The sequence below is a fragment of the Bacillus sp. FSL R5-0603 genome, assembly GCF_038050295.1.
Lineage (GTDB): Bacteria > Bacillota > Bacilli > Bacillales > Bacillaceae > Bacillus > Bacillus subtilis.
Map to the genome: position 1 here is coordinate 1,312,050 of NZ_JBBOYP010000001.1, position 25,422 is coordinate 1,337,471.

29 protein-coding genes and 2 riboswitches are annotated in these 25,422 nt (G+C 42.4%); of the genes, 19 read left to right on the plus strand and 10 right to left on the minus strand.

The window, feature by feature from the left end:
• The first annotated feature begins 54 nt into the window (after positions 1-54).
• The 4 genes from NYE56_RS06825 to rsgI all read left to right on the plus strand — a co-directional run bounded on the left by NYE56_RS06825 (position 55) and on the right by rsgI (position 3,932).
• Positions 55-720, plus strand: a complete 666-nt coding sequence (locus NYE56_RS06825; RefSeq protein WP_341283646.1) for a DedA family protein — start codon at positions 55-57, stop codon at positions 718-720.
• A 256-nt stretch (positions 721-976) separates the two neighbouring features.
• Positions 977-1,771: a TerC family protein gene (locus NYE56_RS06830; RefSeq protein ID WP_445684723.1), complete on the plus strand. Its 795-nt coding sequence runs from the start codon at positions 977-979 to the stop codon at positions 1,769-1,771.
• Between the two features lie 263 nt (positions 1,772-2,034).
• Positions 2,035-2,790, plus strand: a complete 756-nt coding sequence (sigI, locus tag NYE56_RS06835; protein ID WP_003245855.1) for an RNA polymerase sigma factor SigI — start codon at positions 2,035-2,037, stop codon at positions 2,788-2,790.
• Complete coding sequence (gene rsgI, locus NYE56_RS06840) at positions 2,787-3,932, plus strand: anti-sigma-I factor RsgI (RefSeq protein ID WP_341283648.1); 1,146 nt, start codon at positions 2,787-2,789, stop codon at positions 3,930-3,932. The genes sigI and rsgI overlap by 4 nt, the downstream gene beginning before the upstream one ends.
• A 10-nt stretch (positions 3,933-3,942) precedes the next feature.
• On the opposite strand, the gene sspD is transcribed toward rsgI, so the two are convergent.
• Together sspD and htpK are read right to left on the minus strand one after the other, a co-directional pair.
• Complete coding sequence (gene sspD, locus NYE56_RS06845) at positions 3,943-4,137, minus strand: acid-soluble spore protein SspD (protein ID WP_003218568.1); 195 nt, start codon at positions 4,135-4,137, stop codon at positions 3,943-3,945.
• Positions 4,138-4,267: 130 nt separating this feature from the next.
• Positions 4,268-4,969, minus strand: coding sequence for a transcriptional regulator HtpK (gene htpK / locus NYE56_RS06850; protein WP_015252224.1), 702 nt, complete (start codon positions 4,967-4,969; stop codon positions 4,268-4,270).
• Between the two features lie 170 nt (positions 4,970-5,139).
• On the opposite strand from htpK, the gene htpX reads away from it, so the two are divergent.
• From htpX to NYE56_RS06870, 4 genes are all read left to right on the plus strand, one after another.
• A complete protein-coding gene (gene htpX, locus NYE56_RS06855; RefSeq protein WP_003232513.1) occupies positions 5,140-6,036 on the plus strand; it encodes a protease HtpX in 897 nt (298 codons plus the stop codon).
• A 173-nt stretch (positions 6,037-6,209) separates the two neighbouring features.
• On the plus strand, positions 6,210-7,559 hold the full coding sequence (ktrD, locus tag NYE56_RS06860; RefSeq protein ID WP_003244672.1) for a Ktr system potassium transporter KtrD: 1,350 nt from the start codon (positions 6,210-6,212) through the stop codon (positions 7,557-7,559).
• Between the two features lie 145 nt (positions 7,560-7,704).
• Positions 7,705-7,860 (plus strand): hypothetical protein, encoded by a 156-nt coding sequence (locus NYE56_RS06865; protein WP_003232510.1) that lies wholly within the window; start codon positions 7,705-7,707, stop codon positions 7,858-7,860.
• 2 nt (positions 7,861-7,862) lie between these two features.
• On the plus strand, positions 7,863-8,039 hold the full coding sequence (locus tag NYE56_RS06870; protein WP_003245411.1) for a hypothetical protein: 177 nt from the start codon (positions 7,863-7,865) through the stop codon (positions 8,037-8,039).
• A gap of 42 nt (positions 8,040-8,081) precedes the next feature.
• Here NYE56_RS06870 and NYE56_RS06875 read toward each other — a convergent pair whose 3' ends face one another.
• The gene (locus NYE56_RS06875) at positions 8,082-9,104 is read right to left on the minus strand and encodes an acyltransferase family protein (protein ID WP_015252222.1); all 1,023 of its coding nucleotides are present in this window, start codon (positions 9,102-9,104) and stop codon (positions 8,082-8,084) included.
• Positions 9,105-9,356: 252 nt separating this feature from the next.
• On the opposite strand from NYE56_RS06875, the gene kinE reads away from it, so the two are divergent.
• The 3 genes from kinE to NYE56_RS06890 all read left to right on the plus strand — a co-directional run bounded on the left by kinE (position 9,357) and on the right by NYE56_RS06890 (position 12,283).
• Positions 9,357-11,573, plus strand: a complete 2,217-nt coding sequence (gene kinE / locus NYE56_RS06880; protein WP_335449199.1) for a sporulation two-component system sensor histidine kinase KinE — start codon at positions 9,357-9,359, stop codon at positions 11,571-11,573.
• Positions 11,570-12,067 carry a methylated-DNA--protein-cysteine methyltransferase gene (gene ogt, locus NYE56_RS06885; RefSeq protein ID WP_335449200.1) on the plus strand — a complete coding sequence of 166 codons (498 nt, stop codon included), beginning with the start codon at positions 11,570-11,572 and terminating at the stop codon, positions 12,065-12,067. The genes kinE and ogt overlap by 4 nt, the downstream gene beginning before the upstream one ends.
• A gap of 90 nt (positions 12,068-12,157) precedes the next feature.
• Entirely contained in the window at positions 12,158-12,283 is a 126-nt protein-coding gene (locus NYE56_RS06890; RefSeq protein WP_003232500.1) for a hypothetical protein, read from the plus strand.
• Positions 12,284-12,316: 33 nt separating this feature from the next.
• Here NYE56_RS06890 and mtnA read toward each other — a convergent pair whose 3' ends face one another.
• The 3 genes from mtnA to NYE56_RS06905 all read right to left on the minus strand — a co-directional run bounded on the left by mtnA (position 12,317) and on the right by NYE56_RS06905 (position 15,691).
• Positions 12,317-13,378, minus strand: a complete 1,062-nt coding sequence (mtnA, locus tag NYE56_RS06895; protein WP_326211100.1) for an S-methyl-5-thioribose-1-phosphate isomerase — start codon at positions 13,376-13,378, stop codon at positions 12,317-12,319.
• A 7-nt stretch (positions 13,379-13,385) separates the two neighbouring features.
• Complete coding sequence (gene mtnK, locus NYE56_RS06900; RefSeq protein WP_341283649.1) at positions 13,386-14,579, minus strand: S-methyl-5-thioribose kinase; 1,194 nt, start codon at positions 14,577-14,579, stop codon at positions 13,386-13,388.
• 92 nt (positions 14,580-14,671) lie between these two features.
• A riboswitch (SAM riboswitch) is annotated at positions 14,672-14,828 on the minus strand.
• Positions 14,829-14,911: 83 nt separating this feature from the next.
• Positions 14,912-15,691, minus strand: coding sequence for a carbon-nitrogen family hydrolase (locus NYE56_RS06905; protein WP_341283650.1), 780 nt, complete (start codon positions 15,689-15,691; stop codon positions 14,912-14,914).
• A gap of 94 nt (positions 15,692-15,785) precedes the next feature.
• Between NYE56_RS06905 and mtnE the strand changes: the two genes are divergently transcribed.
• The 5 genes from mtnE to mtnD all read left to right on the plus strand — a co-directional run bounded on the left by mtnE (position 15,786) and on the right by mtnD (position 20,265).
• Complete coding sequence (gene mtnE, locus NYE56_RS06910; RefSeq protein ID WP_341283651.1) at positions 15,786-16,982, plus strand: methionine-glutamine aminotransferase; 1,197 nt, start codon at positions 15,786-15,788, stop codon at positions 16,980-16,982.
• 38 nt (positions 16,983-17,020) lie between these two features.
• Positions 17,021-17,121: riboswitch (SAM riboswitch) on the plus strand.
• A gap of 84 nt (positions 17,122-17,205) precedes the next feature.
• Entirely contained in the window at positions 17,206-18,423 is a 1,218-nt protein-coding gene (mtnW, locus tag NYE56_RS06915) for a 2,3-diketo-5-methylthiopentyl-1-phosphate enolase (RefSeq protein ID WP_341283652.1), read from the plus strand.
• Positions 18,420-19,127 carry a 2-hydroxy-3-keto-5-methylthiopentenyl-1-phosphate phosphatase gene (mtnX, locus tag NYE56_RS06920; RefSeq protein WP_003232486.1) on the plus strand — a complete coding sequence of 236 codons (708 nt, stop codon included), beginning with the start codon at positions 18,420-18,422 and terminating at the stop codon, positions 19,125-19,127. The genes mtnW and mtnX overlap by 4 nt, the downstream gene beginning before the upstream one ends.
• On the plus strand, positions 19,085-19,714 hold the full coding sequence (locus tag NYE56_RS06925) for a methylthioribulose 1-phosphate dehydratase (RefSeq protein WP_003232485.1): 630 nt from the start codon (positions 19,085-19,087) through the stop codon (positions 19,712-19,714). Before mtnX ends, NYE56_RS06925 begins: the two co-directional genes overlap by 43 nt.
• A gap of 14 nt (positions 19,715-19,728) precedes the next feature.
• Complete coding sequence (gene mtnD / locus NYE56_RS06930) at positions 19,729-20,265, plus strand: acireductone dioxygenase (RefSeq protein WP_341283653.1); 537 nt, start codon at positions 19,729-19,731, stop codon at positions 20,263-20,265.
• Between the two features lie 40 nt (positions 20,266-20,305).
• Here the strand turns inward: mtnD and NYE56_RS06935 are convergent, their stop codons facing one another.
• Positions 20,306-20,626 carry a YkvA family protein gene (locus tag NYE56_RS06935; RefSeq protein WP_014479630.1) on the minus strand — a complete coding sequence of 107 codons (321 nt, stop codon included), beginning with the start codon at positions 20,624-20,626 and terminating at the stop codon, positions 20,306-20,308.
• Between the two features lie 202 nt (positions 20,627-20,828).
• Here NYE56_RS06935 and spo0E point away from each other — a divergent pair, with 202 nt between their 5' ends.
• On the plus strand, positions 20,829-21,086 hold the full coding sequence (gene spo0E / locus NYE56_RS06940) for an aspartyl-phosphate phosphatase Spo0E (protein WP_003218598.1): 258 nt from the start codon (positions 20,829-20,831) through the stop codon (positions 21,084-21,086).
• An 85-nt stretch (positions 21,087-21,171) separates the two neighbouring features.
• Positions 21,172-21,603, plus strand: coding sequence for a hypothetical protein (locus NYE56_RS06945; RefSeq protein WP_003245685.1), 432 nt, complete (start codon positions 21,172-21,174; stop codon positions 21,601-21,603).
• Between the two features lie 27 nt (positions 21,604-21,630).
• On the opposite strand, the gene kinD is transcribed toward NYE56_RS06945, so the two are convergent.
• Entirely contained in the window at positions 21,631-23,151 is a 1,521-nt protein-coding gene (kinD, locus tag NYE56_RS06950; protein ID WP_341283654.1) for a sporulation kinase KinD, read from the minus strand.
• Positions 23,152-23,343: 192 nt separating this feature from the next.
• Here kinD and mhqR point away from each other — a divergent pair, with 192 nt between their 5' ends.
• On the plus strand, positions 23,344-23,781 hold the full coding sequence (gene mhqR, locus NYE56_RS06955) for a MarR family transcriptional regulator MhqR (protein WP_003232475.1): 438 nt from the start codon (positions 23,344-23,346) through the stop codon (positions 23,779-23,781).
• Between the two features lie 39 nt (positions 23,782-23,820).
• Here the strand turns inward: mhqR and motB are convergent, their stop codons facing one another.
• Together motB and motA are read right to left on the minus strand one after the other, a co-directional pair.
• The gene (motB, locus tag NYE56_RS06960; protein WP_003232473.1) at positions 23,821-24,606 is read right to left on the minus strand and encodes a flagellar motor protein MotB; all 786 of its coding nucleotides are present in this window, start codon (positions 24,604-24,606) and stop codon (positions 23,821-23,823) included.
• Complete coding sequence (motA, locus tag NYE56_RS06965) at positions 24,578-25,390, minus strand: flagellar motor stator protein MotA (protein ID WP_003244739.1); 813 nt, start codon at positions 25,388-25,390, stop codon at positions 24,578-24,580. Before motA ends, motB begins: the two co-directional genes overlap by 29 nt.
• Positions 25,391-25,422: the final 32 nt, after the last annotated feature.

The window sequence follows — 25,422 nt, forward strand, 5'->3', positions numbered from 1 at the left end:
ACCGTGAAAAATGTGTTAAAATCATCTTGACGTTTTCCGAAAAAACAAAAATGTATGATACATAAACATGAAACAAGGGAGTTGGCGGCTATCGAAGAGCTGGTTATGTCATGGATAGAAGCATTTAAAAGCTTATCTTATTTTGGAATATTTCTAGCGCTCAGTATTGAGTTTATCCCGGCCGAAGTCGTTTTGCCGCTCGCGGGCTATTGGGTATCTAAAGGCGATATGACACTTGCCGGCGTTGTTTTGGCAGGATCGCTTGGAGGAGTGGCCGGTCCGCTTACGCTGTATTGGATAGGCCGGTACGGAGGAAGGCCGTTTCTTGAACGTTTTGGGAAGTATCTCTTTATTAAACCTGAAGCGCTTGATAAGTCAGATAATTTTTTCAAAAAACATGGGGGTTTTGTCGCCTTCAGCGGCCGTTTCTTGCCTGGCATCAGGACATTGATTTCCATACCGTGCGGAATTGCAAAAATGAATGTTTGGGTGTTTTCGCTTTATACATTCATTGCTATGCTTCCGATTACATTTGTATATGTTTATCTCGGCGTGAAGCTCGGTGAAAATTGGAAGGAAGTGGGCTCTATTCTTGATCAATATATGCTTCCGATCGGGATAGCGATTTTGGCGCTATTCCTGCTCTACTTACTGATGAAAAAGAGGAAGAAACGCACGCATTCCGAACAATTATCTGTATTTTTAAAAAATAAACGTTGACAAATCATTGCGCTGCGCATATCATTGACGTATAAAATCATATTTCTTGAAATCCCAAAGGGGAGTAGCGTCCGGAATGTCTTCCGGAAACAAAGTCGTCATTTCATGGATTGTATCCATCGGCTTTGTTGGCATGCCTGAATTCATGTCTAGCAAGACCTTTGCCTTATGTCGGCAAAGGTCTTTTTTGCATGGTCCGGCCGGCATAAGATCGGATGAAGAGAAAGAAAACAACTTTTTTGGGAGGGTATCATTTATGGATGCAGCATTATTATTAGAGTATGGTTGGGTTCTTCTCGTCTTGATCGGGCTGGAAGGGATTTTAGCCGCCGATAACGCGCTGGTTATGGCGGTAATGGTAAAACATTTGCCGGAGGAAAAAAGAAAAAAAGCGTTATTTTATGGATTGGCAGGGGCTTTTGTTCTGCGATTTGGCTCTTTATTTGCCATTTCATTTTTGGTCAACGTATGGCAGGTTCAAGCGATTGGCGCGATCTATTTGCTGTATATCTCAGCAAGCCACTTATTGAAAAGATATGTATTTAAGAAAGAAGACACACATAAAGAGACGAAGCAAAGCGGTTTTTGGCCGACTGTTTTAAAAGTTGAACTGGCAGATATCGCGTTTGCTGTTGATTCCATCTTAGCAGCAGTAGCGCTGGCGGTTACACTTCCTGGGACATCACTCCCGAAGATCGGCGGACTTGACGGAGGACAATTTCTCGTCATTTTGGCCGGCGGTATCATCGGACTGGTGATCATGCGGTTTGCGGCTTCCATGTTTGTGAAGTTATTAAAGGAACGTCCAAGCCTAGAAACAGCAGCCTTTGTGATTGTCGGCTGGGTCGGAGTAAAGCTTGCTTTATATACGCTTGCCCATCGCGACATAGCAGTTGTTTCTGAGCACTTTATCCATTCTGGAACATGGAAGCTGATATTCTGGGGTGTCTTAGCAGCAATCGCGGTTTGCGGCTGGTTTATGTCAGGTGGGAAAAAACAGCCGGAGGGCGCACAAAACGAACAAAAAAACAGCACCCGTGAACGGACGTAATCTGAAAGACTCTGCTTAAAAGCAGAGTCTTTTTGTGTTTGAAGCGTTTTCATAAGCGAAATAAAATAACATTTTTATAACATCTTTGTTACAAAAAACATGCATAAAACCCCCTTAATTCTTTAGAAAGGCACGAAATCATGTATAGGACGTCAGAATGGTTTGTCATAATTGAGACATTGGAAATCAATATTTCTTTTTCTCCTTTGCGAATCCCTATCAAATTAGCTATCATTAATGAGTAGTTATAGGGAGGAACTGAGGTGAAACCAGTGCTTAGCCTTTTGTTTAAATTGGGAAAAAAGAAGCAAACACTTGAAAAAGCTGTTGAGAGTATACAAAAAGGCAATAAAGATCTGCAAAATGAATTAATACAGCAATATAAGCCATTTATCGCAAAGACGGTTTCATCCGTTTGTAAACGATATATAGATGAAAAAGACGATGAGTTCAGTATTGGACTGATCGCGTTTAATGAAGCTATAGAAAAATATTCACCTGAAAAAGGAAATTCTCTGCTCGCATTTGCTGAGCTTATTATAAAAAGAAAAGTCATTGATTACATTAGAAAAGAAGCCAGAAGCGCACAAAATATAAATATCGATTTACAGGAAGGAGACGATCAGGAGTCATCACAAAGCCTGATTGAAGCCGAGCTTTCCATAGATGAATACCGCCGTCAGATTGAACAGGAGCAGAGGCGGGAGGAAATCCTCTATTTTCAAAAGCAGCTCAAGGATTATGGTTTATCGTTTAAAGAACTGCTTGAAAATTCTCCAAAGCACACGGATGCAAGGCAAAACGCCATAAAGGTGGCAATGACGCTTGTTGAACATGAAGAATTGGCCGCTATCCTGTATACAAAGAAGCAGCTTCCGGTCAAACAGCTTGAACAGCTTGTCTCTGTAAGCCGAAAAACGATTGAGAGAAACAGAAAATATATTATTGCGATGTGTATTATCATTACGGGTGATTATATTTATTTAAAAGATTATCTTAAAGGGGTGCTGCACTCATGAGAAGAGGGATTATAGTAGAGAAAAATAAAAAATTCGTCACGTTGCTGACCCCTGACGGACAATTTTTAAAAGCCAAAAATGATCGACACAGCTATGAAATCGGAGAAGAAATCATGCTTCCGAGTGAAACACGCATGGGCAGAAGGGCCAGCTTTTTTGATTTTTTTAAACTGCGCCCTTTCAAAATGGGGATTTTTACGATGACTGCTATTATGCTCTTTATTTTTATAGTTCTCCCCGTTTTTTCTAATAATAAGGCCTATGCGTATATGACAATCGATATCAATCCAAGCGTCGAAATGGCGTTAAACAGCGATTATGAAGTGATTGAACTGACGCCTCTAAACGATGAGGGACAGAAAGTCGTGAATGATATAGATGATTGGGAGAAGACTGATTTTAAAAAGGTGATTGACGATATTATAACCGACTGCAGTGAACACGGGTATGTAAAGAAATCGAAAGAAATATTGATTTCCACTGTTTATGAAAACACAGAAGACAATACATATAAAAAGGCTGTGAAAAAACAGCTGAATGATGTGACTGAAAAATATAAAACGACATACCGCATGGAATCTCTCGAGTCAGATATGCAAACGAGGGAAAAAGCGAAGAAAGAAGGCGTCTCAACAGGCAGCTACATCAAATCAAATGAAAAGAATGACAATAAAGATTTAAAGGATGACTCCAGCAAACCATCCGGGGAAGAGGATCAAAAGAGTGATGAAAATGAGGATGAAAACACCGATCAAACTGACACCCAGGATAGCAAGCAAGGAGATAATGAACAGCTGAATGATGTGGATTCCGGAGACCAGAAAGAAGAGAAAGCGGATGACCAGATTGATGATAGTGACCAAGATAAAAAAATAAAGGAATCAGATGAAAACACAAATACCGAAAAAGATGGGGACCATGAGCAAACCCCAATACAAGATCCTCAAGATAAAGGAAATGAAAATAACGGCGCTGACAAGGGCCAAAGCCAATATCACAGGGACTGGAACAATGGTGAACAAGGCAAGAACCGTTCTTCGTCCAGAAGGGATAACGCTTCAGACCGACGTAATCCAAACGGCTACAGCAGTGATAATAATTCAGCTCAAAATGAAGATTCGCCGAGTGCCCCCGGCGAATAAAGACCTGAATTTATTTAGTTGTGCCATTTAATTGTGATTGTGCTTGCTGTACCAGCCGCTTTGTCATTTCTCCGCCTACAGAGCCGTTAGCGCGTGCGACTGTATCAGAACCAAGGTTCACACCGAATTCTTGAGCCACTTCGAGTTTAAATTGGTCTAGTGCCTGCTCCACCCCTGGAACAACGAGTTTATTTCTGCTCGCCATCTTTTTCATCTCCTTTTTCGATAAAGAAATTCTTAACGCGTATTTAGTTTGAAATATACGGGGTTTATTTATGCTGGCAATTGTTGTGGAGAAAAATAAAACCCCGGCCTCTGAGCCGGGGTGACGCAGACTATAGAATGTCTGCTGTCATTTTATGTGCGGTTGCCTGAATATGGAACGTCAAAATGGAGAGGACTGTAATGGCGATAATTTGTCTGATTTTAAGCCATTGGCTGTCATTCAGTTCTTCAAAACGGTGACGGAGACGCTCTGTCTCCTGTTCGGCGATCTCCTGCAGATTTGATTCTTTCATCGAAGGAGTATCTTGGTGATGGATGGCATCAAGCACATATGCGCAGCTTTCATAATAAGCAATCGGGCTGATGACATCATCAGATCTGTCTGAGATTGTGTTAAAGGCCACTTTTAAAATAGCCCGTATGTGTTCAAAGTCATAAATGGATTTTAAATCACGTACAATTAAAAGAATAACTGCCTGTTCAACTGAGTATTTTTTGCCCAGCTCAGGGTGTCCGATCAGATCTTTGATATCACGCTTTACCCAGTTTTGAATCGCGGTTGACTTTAACGAAGTCAGCTCGCATAAGTTGCCAAGCTCTACGATTTCATTTGTAGAAAGACCGTATTCTTTTTTCTGTTTTTTTCGTTCATATCTTGTAAGAAATTCAGGAATTTCTAGATGATTGGCTGCTTTTTCTGCTGACATGTTCGCTGATTGGACGAGAATGTCGAGCGGGCTATGTTCTCCTTGTCCTTTTAGGGAATAGAGCAGCCGCACCATATCGGTTCGAGAGAGTTTAAAAATGTTCATTGTTCACCTCTTTAAACAATTTGACGCGGATATAGGTCTATGTATAAATTCAAAGTTCAAGCGTCAGCAAATTACATTAACATCATACGTCGAATTCCTTGCATTTTCAAATGGATGTTTTATAATTTAAATATACGGGTTCTTTTGAACTTAAAATAACGGAGGTTGTTATGGCGAAAAGAATTTTTCTGTTTATTCTAACGAATATTTTGGTGCTTACAACAATCGGGATCGTTTTGTCTGTTTTAAGCTCTGTTACAGGAGTCGGGACGTACTTTACAGCTGATGGCGGTATCGATCCAATGGCGCTTCTTGTGTTTAGTTTAGTCGTTGGATTTGTCGGTTCCTTTACGTCTCTTGCGATGTCCAGATGGATGGCAAAGACGATGATGGGCGTCAGAGTGCTGAATCCGAAAAAACATTCGCTCAGCTATGAGGAACAGCAATTGGTTGATCGTGTTCACAGATTAAGCCGCTCTGCCGGTTTAACGAAAATGCCGGAAGTCGGGATTTACCGTTCACCTGAAGTAAACGCGTTTGCGACTGGACCGTCAAAACGCCGTTCACTTGTTGCAGTATCGTCAGGGCTGCTGGAGCAGATGGATGACGCAGCGGTTGAAGGTGTGCTTGCCCACGAGGTCGCGCATATCACAAATGGTGATATGGTAACAATGACGCTTTTACAAGGTATCGTTAATACCTTTGTCGTCTTTTTATCGCGTATCGCCGCTTGGATAGCAAGCCGTTTTGTCAAAGAAGATCTAGCGCCGATCGTTCATTTTATTGCAATGATTATTTTTCAGATTGTCTTTTCGATACTTGGGAGCCTGGTTGTGTTTGCGTATTCACGCCATCGTGAATTCCATGCTGACAGGGGAGGAGCGGATCTTGCCGGCAAGGACAAGATGATTCATGCGCTGCGGACGCTTAAAAGCTATTCTTCCCGGATTATGGAAGACGATCAGACAGCTGTCCAAACGTTAAAGATTAATGGCAAGAAGCGCTCTTCACTTTTCTCTACTCACCCTGATTTAGATGAGCGAATCAGACGGCTGGAAGCTAAATAATACAAACACATTGTTCCTCTGAGAGAATTCTCAGAGGTTTTTTATTTTATCCATTGACTAAAATCATAAAAAAATAAGCAAGTTAAGAAAATGTTTCGTAAAAGCCTTTAAAAATGGACCTAATATCTTTAGAATAATTACCGTACTTAAAAAGAGAGGCAGAAGGATTTTACATGAGATTAAAGTTTGGAAAATTGATACAGGCCTTGTCACCGGCCCAGCTGATCGCATTATATTATTTTCTTGCAGTTACTGTGGCCGTTATATTGCTGAGTTTGCCGGCGGCCCATAAACCGGGGGCGGATTGGACGTTTATTGATGCGCTTTTTACAGCTGTCAGTTCAGTCAGTGTAACGGGGCTGACAGTTGTTGATACAGCTGATACATTCAGCACAATAGGGATTTTTATATTAGCATTTGTTCTGCAATTTGGCGGAATCGGAATTATGACGCTCGGAACGTTCATTTGGCTGATCATGGGAAAACGAATCGGGCTGAAAGAACGGAAGCTGATTATGGTTGATCAAAACCAATCCCAGTTTTCAGGAATTGTCAATCTGATGAAGCAGGTACTGTTTCTGATCTTGTGGATTGAATTTTTTGGCGGGCTGATACTCGGCACATATTTCTTAACCTACTATGACTCCTATCAGGAAGCTTATTTACACGGATTTTTTGCCAGTATCAGTGCAACGACAAACGGCGGATTTGATATTACCGGTAATTCGATGATTCCATTTCGCCACGATTACTTTGTGCAGTTTATTACAATGCTTTTAATTATATTTGGAGCGATTGGATTTCCCGTGCTTGTTGAAGTAAAGGATTTCCTGTTTTCAAAACATCGGCGTTATCCATTTACGCTTTTTACAAAGATTACGACGATTACGTTCGGCTCACTTGTCTTGTTTGGAGCCATTGGCATCTTTGCCCTGGAAGCAAACCATGCGTTCGCAGGAAAATCATGGCATGATATTTTGTTTTTGTCCCTGTTTCAATCAACGGCAACCCGAAGCGGAGGACTGGCAACAATCGATATCAGCCAATTATCAGATTCCACACTCTTTTTTATTTGTGCGCTGATGTTTATTGGAGCGTCGCCAAGCTCAGTCGGGGGAGGCATACGGACAACGACTTTTGCTTTGAACCTTCTTGCGCTGTTTCATTTTGCCCGCGGCAATAAGGCCGTAAAGGTATTCAAACGGGAGCTTCACCCTGCTGACTTGATGAAGTCGCTTGTTGTCACGATGATGGCGATCCTGCTCGTTTTTGGCGCGACACTCATTCTGACCATTACAGAAAAGCATTCCCTGCTGGAGCTTTTGTTTGAAGTGTGCTCGGCATTCGGTACAACCGGCCTGTCGCTTGGAATTACGGCAGATTTGAGCAGTGTTGGAAAATGCGTCATTATGATTGTCATGTTTATCGGGCGAATCGGTATCCTGACCTTCCTGTATCTGATCGGAAGAAAGGAAATTGAAGCGAATTATCACTATCCGAAGGAAAGAGTGATTATCGGATAGGCCAAAACACCGCATATTTTGCGGTGTTTTTTGATTGCCAAAAAAAAGATGTGTGCCTCCTGTTCAGTTGGAGAACCTAACTTCGACAGGTGCAATTTACGCTCCTGCATCTTAAAATGTCTGAAAACTGGCGAGGAGGATTCGTATGAAGCGTAAAGCTGAAGTGAATGAAGCCATTAAAAATAACAATACACCTACCGAGAGCATGGACCCCAATTCATATAAGACACAATATCATGACGACCCCAATTTTAGAGGGGCAAACCGCAATTCCAAACAGGGCCAGCAGGGAGGCATGTAATTGTGAAGAAAAACCGTCATAGCAGAGACATGCAAAATCATAAAAAGCCTATGAATAAAAAGGTGCTGGAGGAAGAATTCTCAAGTGAACTTGGGGATTACAATGCCGGAAAGATCATCGAAACGCTGGAAGTCACCAAGCCTGAAAAGAAAAAAGAAAAAAACAAAAAACAACAATAAAAAAAGACCTCTTAGGCGGCGTCCCGCTTAAGAGGTGCTTTTCTATTTTAAATAAGCATTTTTGCCCGTTCCTCTGACAAATTGCAATAAGCTGGTCATCCTCAGCTCAATGAAGGGCTGAGCGACTGTCTTAACAAAGTTGCTGGAGAGGACTGATGTCAGGGCTGCTGTTAAAAGCAAGAGGATCACTAAGCTTTGATAGTCAGTAAGCCAATCCTCAAGCCCGACCTGCCGTAATGTTTTAATAATAAACCCGTGAAGCAGATACACGTAAAATGTCCGGGTTCCCCATCTGGTAAAGAAATACCGTTTTTGCGGAACAAGCGCTAAAAAGCTGAAGGTTGCCCCAAAGGCGAGTACATACCAGCCGATTCGGGATAGTCCGCTTACCAGGGTAACGTCTCCAAATGAAGAATACGGTTTTGAACCAAACAGAAAAGAATAGTCAAAATCGATGCCCCAGCAGATGACGAATACTGCGGCAAGCACTCCGAGCGCAATTTGTTTGCCGCGTTTTGATCTCAATAAATCAAAATGATGTTTATTTAAATAAAAACCGACAAGGAACATCGGTAAGAATACGAATGTCCGTGACAAGCTCAGCGTGCTGCTGACAAAGTCCAGATAACCGATCAGCACGGCGATTCCGCAGCTGACAAACAGCGCCCACTGCTTTGAAAGCTTTGAAAAAGGATATAGGAGCAGGTTCCAAAAGAATAAGCTTACAAGAAACCATAACGACCATTGCGGATCAATCGGGTTCACATTTGCCATGCTTTCATCTTGCATAATGTAATAAAAGACGGAATAAATGATTTGGAAAATCAAATACGGAATAATCAGCTTGACCGCCAGCTTTTTTACATATCCCGCCCGTTTAAAGCCTTTCGCGAAATAACCGGATACAAGAATAAATGCAGGCATATGGAATGTGTAAATGAACTTGTAGAGGTAGAGCATAAAATGATTATCATTAATAAAGGAACGAAGGATATGACCGAATACAACAAGGAATATCAATAAAAATTTTGCGTTATCGAAATAACTGTCCCGCGATTTACTCATAGCATCACCTTCTCTTTCATCAGTCACTAAGAGATTATTCCCTGCTGGTACATATTTTAAAATAAAAGATGAAAAAGGAATCTAAAAAAATGCTGATTGTTAGGTCGATGTAAAGTGACGGTAAGGATCGTAGAAAATGTCTTCGTAATGTAATGGTGCTGAAATTTTCTGAAATTTATAGGGCAAATGAAGGAAGTTCCCGCATTTTGTAGAAATATTGAGGGATAGGTTTTGAAGAAGGAGTGTACATGCATGGAAACTCTTGGTGTCCAGACAAACTCGGAGCTGCGAGAGGAACTGAATCGTCTCAAAGAAGAAAACGCGCGACTGAAAAAGGAATTGAATCAGCATCAAGTGATTGTCAACAATACGCTCGATGCTATTTTTATTTGTGATAACGAAATGCGGATTGTTCAGGCAAATGAAGCAACAGAAAGGATGCTTCAAGTTGACTCGGAAGATTTGAAAAAGCGTTCTGTCTTGGATTTTTTGTTTTCCATCCCAAAGGATGAACTGAATCTTTCCGTAAAGAAGTTTTTTAAAAAAGGCTTTCTGTGGAAGGAGGTTCCGATCAGGCTTGATTGCGGGGCAACAAAATACATAGAGTTTCTGGCCAAAAGAGGTATTGGCGAGGATTTCTTTTTTGTTGTCATGAGGGACATATCTTCTAAGAAGATTCTGGAGCGGGAATTCTCTATGAATGAACAGCTTTTTAAGGACTTGTTTGACAGAGCAGTTGACGGAATCGTCCTGTTTGATAAAGATGGCGGTTTTATTGATGCCAATTTGTCCTTTTGTAAAAGCTTTGAAATCAATCATAATGAGCTGTCTCATTTATCTTTGTATGAGTTCATAGACAGCGGCTCACGAAAAGATTTCGACAATATCTGGAAGGCGCTCAACCGCAAGGGAAAAGCGAAGGGGGAGCTGCCTGTCAAGCTTCGTTCAGGAGTTCAAAAACTATTTGAATTCACGATTACATCAAACATCATCAGCGGTTTTTATATGTCCATTATGAGGGATATCACAGAGAAGCGGTCTATGGAGCTGCAGCTCTTTAAAAGTGAGGAGCGCTTCAGAGAAATCTTTGAAAATGCAATGGACGCCATCATCATCTGGTCGAATGACGGAAGAATCGTAAAAGCGAATCAATCAGCCTGTAAAATTTTTGAGCTGCCGATGAATTTGCTGTTGAAAAGAAAGCTGTGTGATTTTCTCGTTGACTCGCAGCAAAAATACAGCATAACGAAAAGGAAATACGCAAAATACGGAGAGATCAGAGAAGAGCTACTGTTTCAAATGGGGAACGGGCAGTTCAAAGAGCTTGAATTTACTTCAAAACGGACAATCCTTGAAAATCAGCATTTGACGATCTTAAGAAATGTAAGCGACAGAAAGCGGATGGAAAAAGAGCTTCGGGAAAGCGAGTTGAAATTCAGAAAAGTGTTCAACGGCTCAATGGACGGAAATGTATTGTTCGACAATCAATACAGGATCATCGACGCCAATCCATTAGCAAGCCATATTTTGGGCCTGTCACATGAAGAGATAAAACAGCACAGCCTGTTAGATATTATTTCTGCTTATGAAATAGAAAATCTGGCATCACCAGCAAGGCAGATTAATTTTGATGAAATGGACAACGAAATTCCATTTTTGCTGAGCAGCAGTGATAACAGAAAACTCGAATTCTCATTTAAACGGAATATTATTCAAAATATGAACTTGGCTATCTTTAAAGACGTAACAGAGCGAAAAGAATTGGAGGAGCGCCTGCGCAAATCAGATACCCTTCATGTTGTCGGCGAACTCGCAGCCGGCATTGCTCATGAAATTAGAAATCCGATGACTGCTCTTAAAGGCTTCATTCAGCTTCTGAAAGGGAGTGTCGAGGGAGACTACGCCCTTTACTTCAACGTGATCACCTCAGAACTAAAGCGCATCGAATCCATCATCACCGAATTCTTGATTTTAGCCAAGCCCCAGGCCATTATGTATGAGGAAAAACATGTTACCCAAATTATGAGGGACACGATAGACCTTCTAAATGCGCAAGCCAATCTCAGTAATGTACAAATGCAACTTGATTTAATTGACGACATTCCCCCGATTTACTGTGAACCGAATCAGCTGAAACAGGTTTTTATCAATATATTAAAAAACGCCATCGAAGTGATGCCTGACGGCGGAAATATTTTTGTAACGATAAAGGCATTGGATCAAGATCATGTTCTTATCTCCTTAAAAGACGAGGGAATCGGAATGACAGAAGATAAATTAAAGCGACTTGGTGAACCGTTTTATACGACAAAGGAACGGGGAACTGGACTTGGGCTTATGGTAAGCTATAAAATTATTGAAGAACATCAAGGCGAGATTATGGTAGAAAGTGAAGAAGGGAAGGGCACCGTTTTCCATATTACGCTTCCTGTCAGACAGAATGCTGAAGAAAGAAGGAAAGATGAATGAACTACTATACGACAGCCGAAACGCCGCTCGGTGAACTTATCATTGCTGAAGAGGAGGACCGGATCACTCGTCTATTTCTCAGTCAGGAAGATTGGGTGGATTGGAAAGAAACGGTTCAGAATACTGAGCACAAGGAAACATCTAATCTTGCAGAAGCGAAACAACAGCTTCAAGAATATTTCGCAGGCGAAAGGAAGACATTCTCCCTGCCGCTCAGCCAAAAGGGCACTCCTTTTCAGCAAAAAGTGTGGCAGGCGCTGGAGAGGATTCCATATGGTGAATCCCGAAGCTATGCGGATATTGCCGCTGCGGTCGGCAGTCCTAAAGCGGTGCGCGCTGTCGGGCAGGCTAATAAACGTAACGACCTGCCGATTTTTGTCCCGTGCCACAGAGTGATCGGCAAAAACAGTGCGTTAACAGGATACGCCGGAAGCAAAACGGAGATCAAAGCATTTTTGCTAAACATCGAGCGAATCTCCTATAAAGAAAAATAAAACATATGGCACGTTCCCTTTTTTTCACGGCCGACATATCATTTTATTAAGTTAAAAAAGTTGGTCTGATGAAAAAGGAGGACAAAGCAATTGAAGCCGAGCCGCTCTGAGAAACTTGCCGTTTTTGCCGAACTGTTTGTGAAACTGCATATCTTATCAAGCGCTCAAAAAGATGAAATCATCAATGTTAACAAAAAGAAACAAAAAAACCGCTGACTCGGCTCCAAATGAGCAAAGTCCAGCGGTTTTTTAATGCACCTTTTCTCCTCTAAACAGCTGTTCAATCTCTTCTTCATAGTTTCCGGTCATAATCCCTTTTTCTGTGATGATTCCTGAAATGAGATCATGAGGTGTAATGTCGAAAGCGGGATTAAAGACAGGCACATTGGATGGAGCGGTCCGAACTCCGGAAATCTGCCTGACTTCCTCGGGATCGCGTTCCTCTATCGGGATATCAGCACCGCATTTGACCTTTGTATCAAATGTAGATAAAGGTGCGGCGACAAAAAACGGAATATCAAAGGCGTTTGCTAAAATAGCAAGACCGTATGTGCCGATTTTATTTGCCGTATCACCGTTCTTTGCAATTCGGTCGGCTCCGACGATAACAGCGGAAATTTGTTTTTCCTTCATCGTATGGGCAGCCATGCTGTCTGTGATCAGAGTGACATCAATGCCCCCCTGCATCAGCTCCCAAGCAGTAAGGCGTGAACCTTGCAGGACAGGCCTTGTTTCACAGGCATAAATGTGTAATCCCAAATCTTTTTGTTTGGCCAAGTAAAACGGAGCTAGCGCCGTTCCATAGCGGCTTGTCGCGATTGAGCCGGCATTGCAGATTGTCATGATCCTGTCGCCTTTTTTGAAAAGCTGCAGGGCGTTTTGGCCGATCAGCCGGCACGTTTCCTCATCCTCGACCTGAATCTGAATGGCTTCATGGACAAGGTTTGTTTTTGCTTCATTTACGGAAATCGCGTTTTCGACCGAATGACTCAGTCTCTCAAGCGCCCATGACAAATTAATGGCGGTAGGCCGCGAGCTGTTTAAATATTGTTTAATGTCTTCCAGTCTGCGGCGGAATTCCGTGACATTGTCTGTTTCAATGTCTTTGGCAGCAAGCGCCAGTCCGAAGGCAGCCGTAATGCCGATCGCCGGAGCGCCCCTTACTTTGAGCGTGACAATCGCATCAAATACATCCTCTTTCGTCGTCAGCTCCAAATATTCCGTCTCATCAGGAAGCTTTTGCTGATTTAAAATGGCAATAGCTGTTTCTTTCCATTCAACAGAACGTGGAACAGCAAATGAATGGGTCATGAATAGATCATTCCTTTACAAGTAACTTAAATAATTCAATAACATCTGTTATCGTTTTGAATTCCGAACGTTTTTCGATAAAGGCTGTGCCGGTTTCGAGCGCCAAGCGTTTTCTGCCGATTCGTTTATCAAACGGCACGATCGTATCCAGGTCAGCTACATGGGCAAGGCCGATCGTGCGTCGTATCAGCTCACAGCCCGCAAATCCGATTGCTTCTTCAAAAATATGGCTGAGCGTATCAGTGAGGTAACCGTCGATGTTGGCGTAAACATCCAGACTGTCCTTCTGCCAGGCTTCACTAAACGTCTCTTCAAACGTTTCCCAGACCTGGTTGACATGTTCATATAACGGCTCTCTGTCAGCCCCGTCACGGCTGAGTGCGTTCAAAAATAAGTTGGCGATAAATTGCCCTACATCAAAGCCGATCGGTCCGTAAAAAGCAAACTCAGGATCAATCACCTTTGTTTCGTGCTCACTTGCGAAAATGCTTCCTGTATGCAAATCACCATGAATCAACGTTTCTGCAGACGTTAAAAATGACTTTTTCAGCTTAGCGGCTTCGATTTTAACGCTGTCATTATTCCAAAGCTTTTCGACAAAAGGACGAAGCTCTTCTTCAAAATCATTTGTGTCATGGTCGAAGAAAGGATCTGTAAAAACAAGTCTTTCCGTAATGTCGCATAGCTCTGGATTTGTAAACTGTTTAACAAGCTGTTTTTTCACCTTAGGTTCAAGCGCGTAATCTGACGAGTAGAAAAGTGTTTTTCCTAAAAATTCACCGATGTGCTGCGACAGATGAGGATAGTTTTCACCCTCAATGAGTCCTTTTCTTGCGATCTTGAGGTGAGAGAGATCCTCCATGACGGTAACCGCCATTTCCGTATCAGAATAAAACACTCTTGGAACCAGGTGAGGCACATGCTCGCCCTGACGGATGAGAGCGCTGCTTTCGATTCTTGCACGGTCGATTGTCAGCGGCCAGCTTTCCCCCACCACTTTTGCATACGGAACCGCCTGTTTAATGATCAATGCTCTGTCATGTTTTTGATCATAAATATGAAAAACGTAATTTAAGTTGCCGTCTCCGATCTCCTGGCATGTCAGCGTGCCTTTGCTTGGAAATAGGCCAAGCTTCACCGCCAACGCCACAGCGGAGCTTTCATTTAACGTTTCGTATAAAGGTGTTTTTGTGACTCCCATCATCATAACCTCCAATTATGTAATCACTTAATATGTGGCCGTAAAAAAGCCTCCTTCTCAGAGAGAAGGAGGCTTAACATCTATGTCCGCCTCTCTTATCTCTCAGATCAGATCTGAATGGAATTAGCACCGTGCCTTAAGAGACCAGCGTCTCGGCGCGAAAAAGATGCGCCCCATTTCACAATGGAATTACGGTCGGTTGCTGTTGGGGTCAAAAGGCCAAATCCCTCGCCCAACTCTCGATAAGAGAATATATTCACTTGTTTGACAATTCTAATTTATCAGTTGATGAACATGGTAACAGGTAATTTAGTTAGTTGTCAATATATTTTTTAATATAAATCTTTTCTGATATCATCGAAAACAGGAATGCTCTCCCGAACTTCTGCGCTTTCTTGAAGGTCGATTTCCGCTCGGACTATGCCTTCTTCCCGGCCGCCTTCAGCAAGTACACGCCCCCATGGATCAATAATCAGGCTATGTCCTGCAAATTCATTATCCGGATTTGAACCGGTACAATTGCAGGCTGCGACAAAGCATTGGTTTTCAATGGCCCGCGCAATAAGCAGGCTTTTCCAATGATCAAGGCGGGGAAGAGGCCATTCCGCAGAAATAAACAGCACGTTGGCGCCTTTTGTCGTATGTTTTCTGATCCATTCCGGAAAACGGATATCGTAACAGATCAATCCTGAGCTTTTGACGCCGTCAAGCTCAAAGTATCCGTCTTCGGAACCAGCTGATAAATACAGATGCTCATCCATCAGCTGAAAAAGATGGGCTTTTCTGTACTCTTTAATGATTTGCCCTTCCTTATCCGCGATGTACATTGTATTATAAACATCAGAATTCTTCCTGACAGCGACCGATCCGGCGACAATATGAACACCATGTTTTTTTGCCGTTTTCTTCAGCCAGTTCTGAGCGGAGCGGCCGTCTTCATCAGCGAGTTCATCAAGATTGGCCAGATCATATCCGGTCGTCCATAATTCAGGCAGAACAAGAACATCAGCATGTTTGCTTTCTTCTTCGATGAAAAATTCAGCTTTTTTTATATTTTCCGAAGGTTTTCCGTATGAAATATCAAATTGAAGACAAGATATCGTCCATTTCATCTTTTTAACACCCCAAATTTTTCTTTACTTTTTTCATTTAACCATATATGATGATGGACTATCATTTCAAGATTTTTTTAGAAGGTGAGAATAGATGAAATTTGAACAGTCTCATGTATTGAAGGAATTGCCTAAACAATTCTTCGCTTCTCTGGTGCAGAAAGTGAACCGAAAGCTCGCAGAAGGACATGACGTTATCAATCTGGGACAGGGAAATCCAGATCAGCCGACTCCTGAACATATTGTTGAGGAGATGAAACGAGCTGTTGCTGATCCTGAGAATCATAAATATTCGTCTTTTCGCGGCTCATACCGTCTGAAGTCAGCGGCTGCTGCATTTTACAAAAGAGAATACGGCATTGATCTGGATCCGGAAACCGAAGTCGCTGTATTATTCGGCGGAAAAGCCGGTCTAGTCGAGCTCCCGCAATGCTTGTTGAATCCCGGTGATACGATTTTGGTTCCCGATCCGGGTTATCCTGATTACTGGTCGGGTGTCACACTTGCAAAAGCAAAGATGGAAATGATGCCGCTCGTAAAGGACAGGGCGTTTCTCCCTGATTACAGCAGCATAGCCGCTGAAGCAAGGGAACAGGCGAAATTGATGTATTTAAATTATCCGAATAATCCGACCGGAGCTGTTGCTACTTCCGAGTTCTTTGAAGATACCGTGCGTTTTGCGACTGAAAACGGAATCTGCGTCGTTCACGATTTTGCTTACGGCGCTGTAGGATTTGACGGCTGCAAGCCTTTAAGCTTTTTGCAGACTGAAGGTGCGAAGGATATCGGAATTGAAATTTACACGCTGTCAAAAACGTATAACATGGCAGGATGGCGGGTTGGCTTTGCCGTCGGAAACGCTTCGGTCATTGAAGCGATCAATCTTTATCAAGACCATATCTTTGTCAGTCTTTTCAGAGCGACTCAGGAGGCTGCAGCAGAGGCACTGTTAGCCGATCAGACGTGTGTGGCAGAGCAAAATGCCAGATATGAGAGCAGGAGAAACGCTTGGATCACGGCATGCCGGGAAATCGGCTGGGATGTAACAGCTCCTGCAGGTTCTTTTTTTGCATGGCTGCCTGTGCCTGAAGGCTATACTTCTGAGCAGTTCTCAGATCTTTTGCTGGAAAAAGCGAATGTGGCGGTTGCGGCTGGAAACGGCTTCGGTAAATATGGCGAGGGCTACGTCAGAGTCGGACTTTTAACAAGTGAAGAAAGACTTAAGGAAGCCGCTTATCGAATTGGCAAACTGAACCTGTTTACCCAAAAAAGCATTGACAAGACCTTATAACGATGGGATAATTCAAAATAATTTATAAAATCTATATTTTCTTATCAAGAGCAGGCAGAGGGACGAGCCCGATGAAGCCCGGCAACCGACTTATAAAGCACGGTGCTAATTCTTGCAGCTAGCGGCTGAGAGATAAGATTCGGACGAGAAACGAAACCTCTTTAGACGCGATTGCAGTTTGAAGAGGTTTTTTGATATGGATGAAAATGAAAGGAGCTCTGGCATGAGTGAGTTATTAGCGACATATCTCCTGACCGAACCGGGAGCCGATACAGAGAAGAAAGCAGAACAAATCGCAACAGGATTGACAGTAGGCTCCTGGACTGATCTGCCCCTTGTAAAACAGGAGCAAATGCAAAAGCATAAGGGGCGGGTGATAAAAGTTGAGGAGAGAGAGGGAACTCCTGCATCAGAAAAACAAGCGGTCATCACAATTGCCTATCCTGAAATCAATTTCTCTCAGGATATTCCGGCTTTGCTGACAACAGTGTTTGGCAAGCTGTCCCTGGACGGAAAAATCAAATTAATCGATCTTCACTTCTCTGAAGCATTTAAGCGTGCACTGCCGGGACCGAAGTTTGGCGTATACGGCATCCGGAAGCTGCTGGGAGAGTTTGAGAGACCGCTGTTAATGAGCATATTTAAAGGCGTAATCGGAAGGGACCTGAGTGATATTAAAGAACAGCTCCGACAGCAGGCGCTTGGCGGAGTTGACTTGATTAAAGACGATGAAATTTTCTTTGAGACAGGTCTAGCGCCTTTTGAAACAAGAATTGCAGAAGGAAAGCAAATATTGAAAGAAACGTATGAGCAGACCGGACATAAAACGCTGTATGCGGTGAATTTGACCGGACGTACGGCTGATCTGAAAGACAAAGCGAGACGCGCCGCCGAGTTGGGAGCGGATGTGCTTTTGTTTAATGTCTTCGCTTACGGCTTGGACGTTATGCAAGGCCTTGCGGAAGATCCTGAAATCCCAGTTCCGATTATGGCGCATCCAGCAGTCAGCGGAGCGTTTACGTCTTCTCCGTTTTACGGTTTTTCTCACGCTCTTTTACTCGGAAAATTAAACCGATATTGCGGTGCTGACTTCAGCCTCTTTCCGTCTCCATATGGTTCGGTTGCGCTTCCAAGAGCAGATGCACTGGCGATTCATGAAGAATGTGTGAGAGAGGATGCTTTTAACCAAACATTTGCGGTTCCGTCAGCAGGCATTCATCCCGGCATGGTTCCGCTATTAATGCGTGATTTCGGCATAGACCACATTATTAACGCCGGAGGAGGCGTACATGGACATCCGAACGGTGCCCAAGGCGGGGGGCGAGCGTTCAGAGCCATTATTGATGCGGTCCTAGAGGCCCAGCCGATTGATGAAAAAGCCGAACAATGCAAGGATCTTAAGCTTGCGCTAGATAAATGGGGAAAGGTTGAAGCCGTATGACGACTCGAAAACCTTTTATTATTTGTGATTTTGACGGAACAATCACGATGAACGACAACATTATAAATATCATGAAAACATTTGCTCCCCCAGAGTGGGTGGCATTAAAAGACGGCGTACTTTCCAAAACGCTGTCGATCAAGGAAGGTGTCGGGCGGATGTTCGGCCTTCTGCCCAGCCGTTTAAAAGAAGAGATTACAAGTTTTGTATTGGAAGATGCAAAAATCAGGGAAGGCTTTCGGGAATTTGTAGCATTTATCAATGAGCACGAGATTCCGTTTTATGTCATAAGCGGTGGAATGGACTTTTTTGTATATCCTTTGCTTGAAGGCATTGTGGAGAAAGACCGCATTTATTGCAACCATGCTTCATTTGACAATGACTATATCCATATTGACTGGCCTCATTCCTGCAAGGGCACATGCAGCAATCAATGCGGGTGCTGTAAGCCGTCGGTCATACATGAACTTTCTGAACCGAACCAATATATCATCATGATCGGTGATTCGGTTACAGATGTGGAGGCAGCAAAGCTGTCTGACCTATGCTTTGCAAGGGATTATTTATTAAACGAATGCCGGGAGCAAAACCTCAATCATCTTCCGTATCAAGATTTTTATGAGATCAGAAAGGAAATTGAGAATGTAAAGGAGGTACAGGAATGGCTGCAAAACAAGAACGCTGGCGAGAGCTCGCTGAAGTAAAACGGGAATTGGCAGAGAGAGATTGGTTTCCGGCGACTAGCGGCAATCTGTCAATTAAGGTTACAGATGAGCCTTTAACATTTCTCGTCACTGCAAGCGGAAAAGATAAACGCAAAGAGACGGTTGAAGATTTTCTGCTGGTCGATCAAAACGGAGAGCCTGCTGAAAGCGGGCATTCTCTGAAACCGTCAGCAGAAACGCTTTTGCATACACATTTGTACAATAAAACCAATGCCGGATGCTGCCTGCATGTCCATACGGTAAACAATAATGTGATTTCAGAGTTATACGGAGACCAAAAGAAAATCACATTCAAAGGCCAGGAAATTATAAAAGCACTCGGCTTGTGGGAAGAGAACGCAGAAGTGACCGTTCCGATTATAGAAAATCCGGCACATATCCCGACGCTTGCGGCACTGTTTGCGGAAGAGATTTCAGAAGATTCAGGAGCTGTTCTGATTCGAAATCATGGTATTACGGCTTGGGGGAAAACAGCATTTGAGGCAAAAAGAGTGCTTGAAGCGTATGAATTTTTGTTCAGCTACCATTTGAAATTGAAAACACTCCAGCATCAGCTGGTTAAATAAAAGGAGGAATTGAAATGGCTACAATTCGAATTCATAATGAGGCAAATACAACGATTGAAAATCAAGAGGAAGTGGCAAGCTTTCTGGACAGTCAAGAGGTTATTTATGAGCAATGGGATATCACGAAGCTTCCGGAACATCTCTCAGAGAAATATGACCTGACAGAAGAAGAAAAACAGCAAATTCTTGATACCTTCGAAACTGAAATTAAAGATATCTCAACCCGCCGCGGCTATAAAGCACAGGATGTTATTTCATTGTCAGACAGCAATCCGAAACTTGATGAACTGCTTGAAAACTTTAAAAGAGAGCATCACCATACAGACGATGAGGTTCGTTTTATTGTAAGCGGACACGGTATTTTTGTCATTCAAGGCAAGGACGGCACGTTTTTTGATGTCCGTTTAAACCCTGGAGATTTAATCTCCGTGCCTGAGAATATCCGCCATTACTTCACGCTTCAGGAGGACCGCAAAGTTGTCGCGGTGAGAATTTTTGTCACAACTGAAGGCTGGGTTCCGATTTATGAAAAAGACAGCGTGAATCAATAAGCATGAGAAAGCCCCGTTCATCGAACGGGGCTTTTTATATTTATTGCAAACGCCACTTTTCATACTGTGACAGTTCTTTTTTAATCAGTGTCCAAATCAAACCTAAAACAGCTGCATCGTCAATGAATCCAAGACCGAGGATTACGTCTGGAATGATATCGAGCGGCATGACGATATACAGGATTGCGGCAGTTAACAGCAAAAGTGTTTTAACCTGTGAACGAGGGTAGTCACCATTTCGCCAATCGCGAAGCATCTGAAAAAAAATAGTGATGTGCTGAATACATTTTTTTCGGTTTTTCCTCTTCAAAATTGCTTTTCCGCCTGCCGCTCCGAGCATAATTGCTTTCTTTTTCTTCATTGGGCATACCTCCTGCCTGGCGGCGTGTTTAAGATATTCTTCACCTGGGTATTGTTCTTCTAATCCTATCAATATATCTATTATACCTGAAAAATTAACTTATTTAATGAAAATATGTTTACAAATAAAGTATAATCTGTAATAATGCACAATAACCCAATCAAACTTGTTTCCTATTTCTTAGCGGCGAGGGGTGAAGTGAATGGGCGGTTCTTCTGAACAAGAAAGATTGTTGGTGTCTATTGATGAAAAAAGAAAGTTAATGATAGATGCCGCTAGAAAGCAGGGATTTACAGGGCATGACACGATCAGGCACAGTCAGGAGCTGGATTGTTTAATAAATGAATATCACCAGCTTATGCAAGAAAACGAACATTCCCAAGGGATTCAAGGCCTTGTAAAGAAATTAGGCTTGTGGCCCCGCAGAGATGTTATGCCAGCATATGATGCAAATAAATAGCGGCCTATCAGATGCATATATAAAGAGAGAGCTTTTCGGAAGCGCTCTTTTTTTCTGGAAAAAATTCATATGAAAGAGGGAACTAATGAAAGAACTGGCGATTCTCATTACCGAAATGGTCAATCAATTTCATGATGCTTTTATTTCATTATGCGGAATATTTGGCATTCATTTAACTGACAAAGAAATGCATTTTTGGGTGATCGGCATTTTTGGCATATTCTTTTTCGGCGTCACTCACGCTGTGTTTACATGGCTTTCTAAATGGAGTATGACAGCCTTGTCCTTTATCTATACCGTTACAGTCATCATTGTCATCGTATTTGCGATTGAGATTCAGCAAAAGGTCACGGGGAGAGGGAATATGGAGTTTTTAGATGCCACGGAAGGTATAAAGGGTTTTTTAGTATTTTTTATGTTTTTTTTGCTTTTGAAAATGCTGTTGCGTTTCATCAAAATCCTTTTTTCTGGAAGACCAGCAAGCAAATCGAATGGCAATGCCCGATCACGAAGATAAAAAACCCTCCTGACATGGTCAGGGGGGCTATGATGCGGATACGGGGAGGGTGATTGTCACCTCTGTGCCTCTTCGCACTTCACTTTCAATATGAATAGAGCCTCCGTACATCAGCACGATCCGTTTACAAACAACAAGGCCGAGACCGGTTCCTTTTTCTTTAGAAGTAACAAAGGGAAGGAAGATGTGATCCAGCATTTCCTGAGAAATCCCTTCACCGTTATCCACAACTTTGATTATGGCTTTTTTATCTAAAGCTCCTAGGGAGATCGTCAGTTTGCCTCCTTCAGGCATTGACTCGAGGCCATTTTTTGCTACATTTAAAATCACTTGTTTAATATGATCTTTTGTACATTTTACGAGTAAGGGCTGCTCAGTTAAATACTGTAATTCGACTTCAACATTGTATAGATTGCCCTCAGAATAAATGATCGGCATAATTTCTCCGATAATGTCCTGAAGTGAGTTCAGCTCCCATTTTTCAGCTGTCGGCTTGCCGAGAACGAGAAACTCACTCACTATTTGATTGATGCGCTTTATCTCCTGTTCGATAATGGAGAAGTAAAGCTGATCTTCCTCGCCTTTATATTTCTTTTGCAACAGCTGAATAAAGCCGCTTATGCCGGTGAGGGGGTTACGGATTTCATGGGCTGTGCTGGCAGCGAGCGTCCCGATCAGCTCTAATTTTTGCGCCTCATTTTCTGAGCGCTCCAGCTGGGTCTGCCGCTTCAGCAAATAATACAGCACGAGAATAAAAAGGATATTCAGCAGAACAATAATACATGAAAGCGGAAGCACTAGGCTTTTCGTCAGTTCTTCTATTGTGACCGGGTTCGGATAGACTTTCATATTCCAGCTGATTTCATCCAGATATCCGCTGACAGGTTTCTGATCCTCTGCATGAGAGGCTTGTCCACTCGCAAAAATCATTTTCCCGTCTTGGTTCACAACTTCAATATAAACATCAGGGCTTAGTAAGTTAATGAGATTTTTCAAATAATCAATTTGAATTGCTGCGACAAGATAATCTGTTACATTACGTTTTGAGTCCAAAACAGGTACACAAATTGTGAAAATTGGCTGACCAGTAATTCTGCTCGAATAACTATCTGAAATGACTGTCTTTTTAGTTTTCTTTGCTTTTGTAAAAAAAGATCTGTCGGCCAGGTTTACTTTCGTTTTTAATTCGGTTGTGCTTGCGGTGACGTCTCCTTTGGCATTGAGAAAATAGAGACCGGAAAATCTCGGCTCTGAATCAAAGGTCTTTTCCAAAATTGACTGCATTTTCTTTATATCAACCGGTCTGTCGATGGCGATGGACAAGGAGGTCATTCTCGCCATTGTTTCTCCGATTAAATAATTGATTTTGTTGCGGTGAAGGTTTAGCAGGACACTTGCTTCTTGTTTATGTTCTGCAGCTATTGTATCTTTTTCTTTTTCATATACGAAAAAGCTGATGACGATTGCCGGAATCACGACCAGTATGATATAAAGTTTGATTCTCCCGCAGGCGCCTTTTAGTATTTTCAATTTGCATCGCTCCAACATACACCTGATTAGAGGTATTATATCATTGTTTCTTCTTCTTTAATAAGAAAAAATAACCAAAAAAATTAGAAAAAGGTGTTGGCAAGCTTACATTTTAAAAAAGAAGAGAAATATTGGAAAGATTTTTATTGACATTTTGGTCTTTGTTTATTAATGTTTCTCTGTAACGGTTTCTAAAAGGATGATTGAGACATGACAGAAAAATCACTGAAGTTATTTATCGTGCTGTCGCGCGCGTATCGGTCTATTAACGATCATATGAATAAGCATATTCATAAGCATGGGCTGAATCCGACTGAATTTGCTGTGCTAGAGCTTTTGTACCATAAAGGCGATCAGCCGCTGCAGCAGATAGGAGATAAAATTCTCTTGGCTAGCGGGAGCATCACATACGTTGTAGATAAGCTGGAGCAAAAAGAACTTCTCATTCGGAAAGCGTCTCCTACAGACAGACGAGTGACATTTGCGCAAATTACTGAAAAAGGCATCGGTCTTTTGAACGATATTTTCCCTGATCACGCTGCTGAAATTGATGAAATGATCAGCGTATTAAGCGAAGAAGAGGTAGAGATGTGCACCGAAATGTTAAAAAGAGTAGGATTAAACGCAAAACAGTTTCATAATAAGTAAAAAAAGGAAGCCTGATATGTCACAAGGCTTCCTTTTTTGCTATTTTTCATTTGTTTCCGCTGCGCCTCTTGGCAAAATGAGAACTTCAACCCGCCGGTTTTTGCTTCGGCCTTCCGCAGTTTTGTTGGAAGCCACCGGTTTATACTCGCCATAACCCTTGGCGCTGAACACTTTTGCATCGAGCTTGGGGTTTTCAATCAGGAGCCCCATAAAGTTTACCGCTCTCATGACGCTTAAATGCCAGTTTGATTGGAATTCAGAATTTTTAATTGGCATATTATCAGTATGTCCGCTGATAATGATATTTCTTGGCGGGTTAATCACAAGAAGATTTGAAATTTCTTTTGCAAGCGGCACATCTTCCTTACGGATGGTCGCTTTTCCAGAATCAAAGAAGATGCTGTCTTTAATCGTAATCAGAAGGCCTTCACTAGTCATCTTCGTCTCCAACTGATGTTCCAGCTTTTTATCTTTGATGAACTTTTCCACCTGGCTCTTCACGTTTTCAAGTTCTTCTTGATCAGCTGCTTTTTCTTTTTCTTTCTTGTTTTTCTCTTTCTCTTCTTTTTCCTTTTTCACTTCATCGATGCCGTCTGACTCGTTTTCAGGAGGAGTGACACTGGAGTAGTCCAGTACACCGGTGCCGCCTGTAAAAACTTCATTAAATGATTTTGAGAGCATTTGAAACTTAGCTGCGTCAATCGAGCTGCTCGCGTACAGCACAATAAACAATGCCAGGAGAAGAGTAAGGATGTCGGCGTAAGGAACGAGCCATGATTCATCAACGTGCTCGTCCTCATGCTTCTTCTTCTTTTTTCTCGCCATTTTGCGCCTCTCCTTGTTCTGCAAATTTCAAGCGGTCCTTCGCAGGAAGATACATTAAAAGCTTTTGTTCGATGACTTTCGGTGCCTGTCCTTCTAAAACGGATAAAACACCTTCAATCATGACCTCACGCAGTTTTACTTCTTGTTTTGATTTTCGTTTTAATTTATTTGCGAAAGGATGCCATAACACATACCCTGTAAAGATACCGAGAAGTGTGGCAACAAAGGCGGCACTGATGGCGTGTCCAAGCTCATCTGTGTTATCCATATGAGAGAGAGCGGCAATCAGCCCGATTACAGCACCGAGTACTCCAAGTGTCGGGGCGTACGTTCCCGCTTGTGTAAAAATAGCGGCTCCGGCTTGGTGCCTGTCCTCCATTGCTTCGACTTCCTCTGTCATAATATCTCTTATAAATTCCGCGCTTTGTCCGTCAACAGCCATGCTGAGCCCGTTTTTCAAGAAAGCATCATCTACATCCTCAATGCTTGCTTCTAAAGCAAGCAGACCTTCACGGCGTGCAAGCTGGGCCCATTCAGAGAACATAGGAATGAGTTCCTCTATTGTGAGCTGTTTATTTTCCTTAAATAACACTCGAAACAGCGTAGGCACTTTTTTAATTTCTTTTGTTGGGAACGCAATAACGACTGCTGAGATTGTCCCGGCGATAATAATTAAAATGGCAGCGGGGTTTGCAAGGGCGCTGAAACTGACGCCTTTCAGAACCATCCCGACGCTCAATGCCACAAAAGCAAGAATAATACCGATTAACGAAGTTTTATCCATAGTTTTCACCAAATCCTTTTTTACTAGCTTGT

Excerpts from the sequence above, each read along its gene's own strand:
- NYE56_RS06825 (WP_341283646.1), top strand. The coding sequence starts at position 55 with ATGATACATAAACATGAAACAAGGGAGTTGGCGGCTATCGAAGAGCTG.
- NYE56_RS06830 (WP_445684723.1), top strand. The coding sequence starts at position 977 with ATGGATGCAGCATTATTATTAGAGTATGGTTGGGTTCTTCTCGTCTTG.
- rsgI (WP_341283648.1), top strand. The coding sequence starts at position 2,787 with ATGAGAAGAGGGATTATAGTAGAGAAAAATAAAAAATTCGTCACGTTG.
- sspD (WP_003218568.1), bottom strand. The coding sequence starts at position 4,137 with ATGGCGAGCAGAAATAAACTCGTTGTTCCAGGGGTGGAGCAGGCACTA.
- htpK (WP_015252224.1), bottom strand. The coding sequence starts at position 4,969 with ATGAACATTTTTAAACTCTCTCGAACCGATATGGTGCGGCTGCTCTAT.
- htpX (WP_003232513.1), top strand. The coding sequence starts at position 5,140 with ATGGCGAAAAGAATTTTTCTGTTTATTCTAACGAATATTTTGGTGCTT.
- ktrD (WP_003244672.1), top strand. The coding sequence starts at position 6,210 with ATGAGATTAAAGTTTGGAAAATTGATACAGGCCTTGTCACCGGCCCAG.
- NYE56_RS06865 (WP_003232510.1), top strand. The coding sequence starts at position 7,705 with ATGAAGCGTAAAGCTGAAGTGAATGAAGCCATTAAAAATAACAATACA.
- NYE56_RS06875 (WP_015252222.1), bottom strand. The coding sequence starts at position 9,104 with ATGAGTAAATCGCGGGACAGTTATTTCGATAACGCAAAATTTTTATTG.
- kinE (WP_335449199.1), top strand. The coding sequence starts at position 9,357 with ATGGAAACTCTTGGTGTCCAGACAAACTCGGAGCTGCGAGAGGAACTG.
- ogt (WP_335449200.1), top strand. The coding sequence starts at position 11,570 with ATGAACTACTATACGACAGCCGAAACGCCGCTCGGTGAACTTATCATT.
- mtnA (WP_326211100.1), bottom strand. The coding sequence starts at position 13,378 with ATGACCCATTCATTTGCTGTTCCACGTTCTGTTGAATGGAAAGAAACA.
- mtnK (WP_341283649.1), bottom strand. The coding sequence starts at position 14,579 with ATGGGAGTCACAAAAACACCTTTATACGAAACGTTAAATGAAAGCTCC.
- NYE56_RS06905 (WP_341283650.1), bottom strand. The coding sequence starts at position 15,691 with ATGAAATGGACGATATCTTGTCTTCAATTTGATATTTCATACGGAAAA.
- mtnE (WP_341283651.1), top strand. The coding sequence starts at position 15,786 with ATGAAATTTGAACAGTCTCATGTATTGAAGGAATTGCCTAAACAATTC.
- mtnW (WP_341283652.1), top strand. The coding sequence starts at position 17,206 with ATGAGTGAGTTATTAGCGACATATCTCCTGACCGAACCGGGAGCCGAT.
- mtnX (WP_003232486.1), top strand. The coding sequence starts at position 18,420 with ATGACGACTCGAAAACCTTTTATTATTTGTGATTTTGACGGAACAATC.
- NYE56_RS06925 (WP_003232485.1), top strand. The coding sequence starts at position 19,085 with ATGGCTGCAAAACAAGAACGCTGGCGAGAGCTCGCTGAAGTAAAACGG.
- mtnD (WP_341283653.1), top strand. The coding sequence starts at position 19,729 with ATGGCTACAATTCGAATTCATAATGAGGCAAATACAACGATTGAAAAT.
- NYE56_RS06935 (WP_014479630.1), bottom strand. The coding sequence starts at position 20,626 with ATGAAGAAAAAGAAAGCAATTATGCTCGGAGCGGCAGGCGGAAAAGCA.
- spo0E (WP_003218598.1), top strand. The coding sequence starts at position 20,829 with ATGGGCGGTTCTTCTGAACAAGAAAGATTGTTGGTGTCTATTGATGAA.
- NYE56_RS06945 (WP_003245685.1), top strand. The coding sequence starts at position 21,172 with ATGAAAGAACTGGCGATTCTCATTACCGAAATGGTCAATCAATTTCAT.
- kinD (WP_341283654.1), bottom strand. The coding sequence starts at position 23,151 with ATGTTGGAGCGATGCAAATTGAAAATACTAAAAGGCGCCTGCGGGAGA.
- mhqR (WP_003232475.1), top strand. The coding sequence starts at position 23,344 with ATGACAGAAAAATCACTGAAGTTATTTATCGTGCTGTCGCGCGCGTAT.
- motB (WP_003232473.1), bottom strand. The coding sequence starts at position 24,606 with ATGGCGAGAAAAAAGAAGAAGAAGCATGAGGACGAGCACGTTGATGAA.
- motA (WP_003244739.1), bottom strand. The coding sequence starts at position 25,390 with ATGGATAAAACTTCGTTAATCGGTATTATTCTTGCTTTTGTGGCATTG.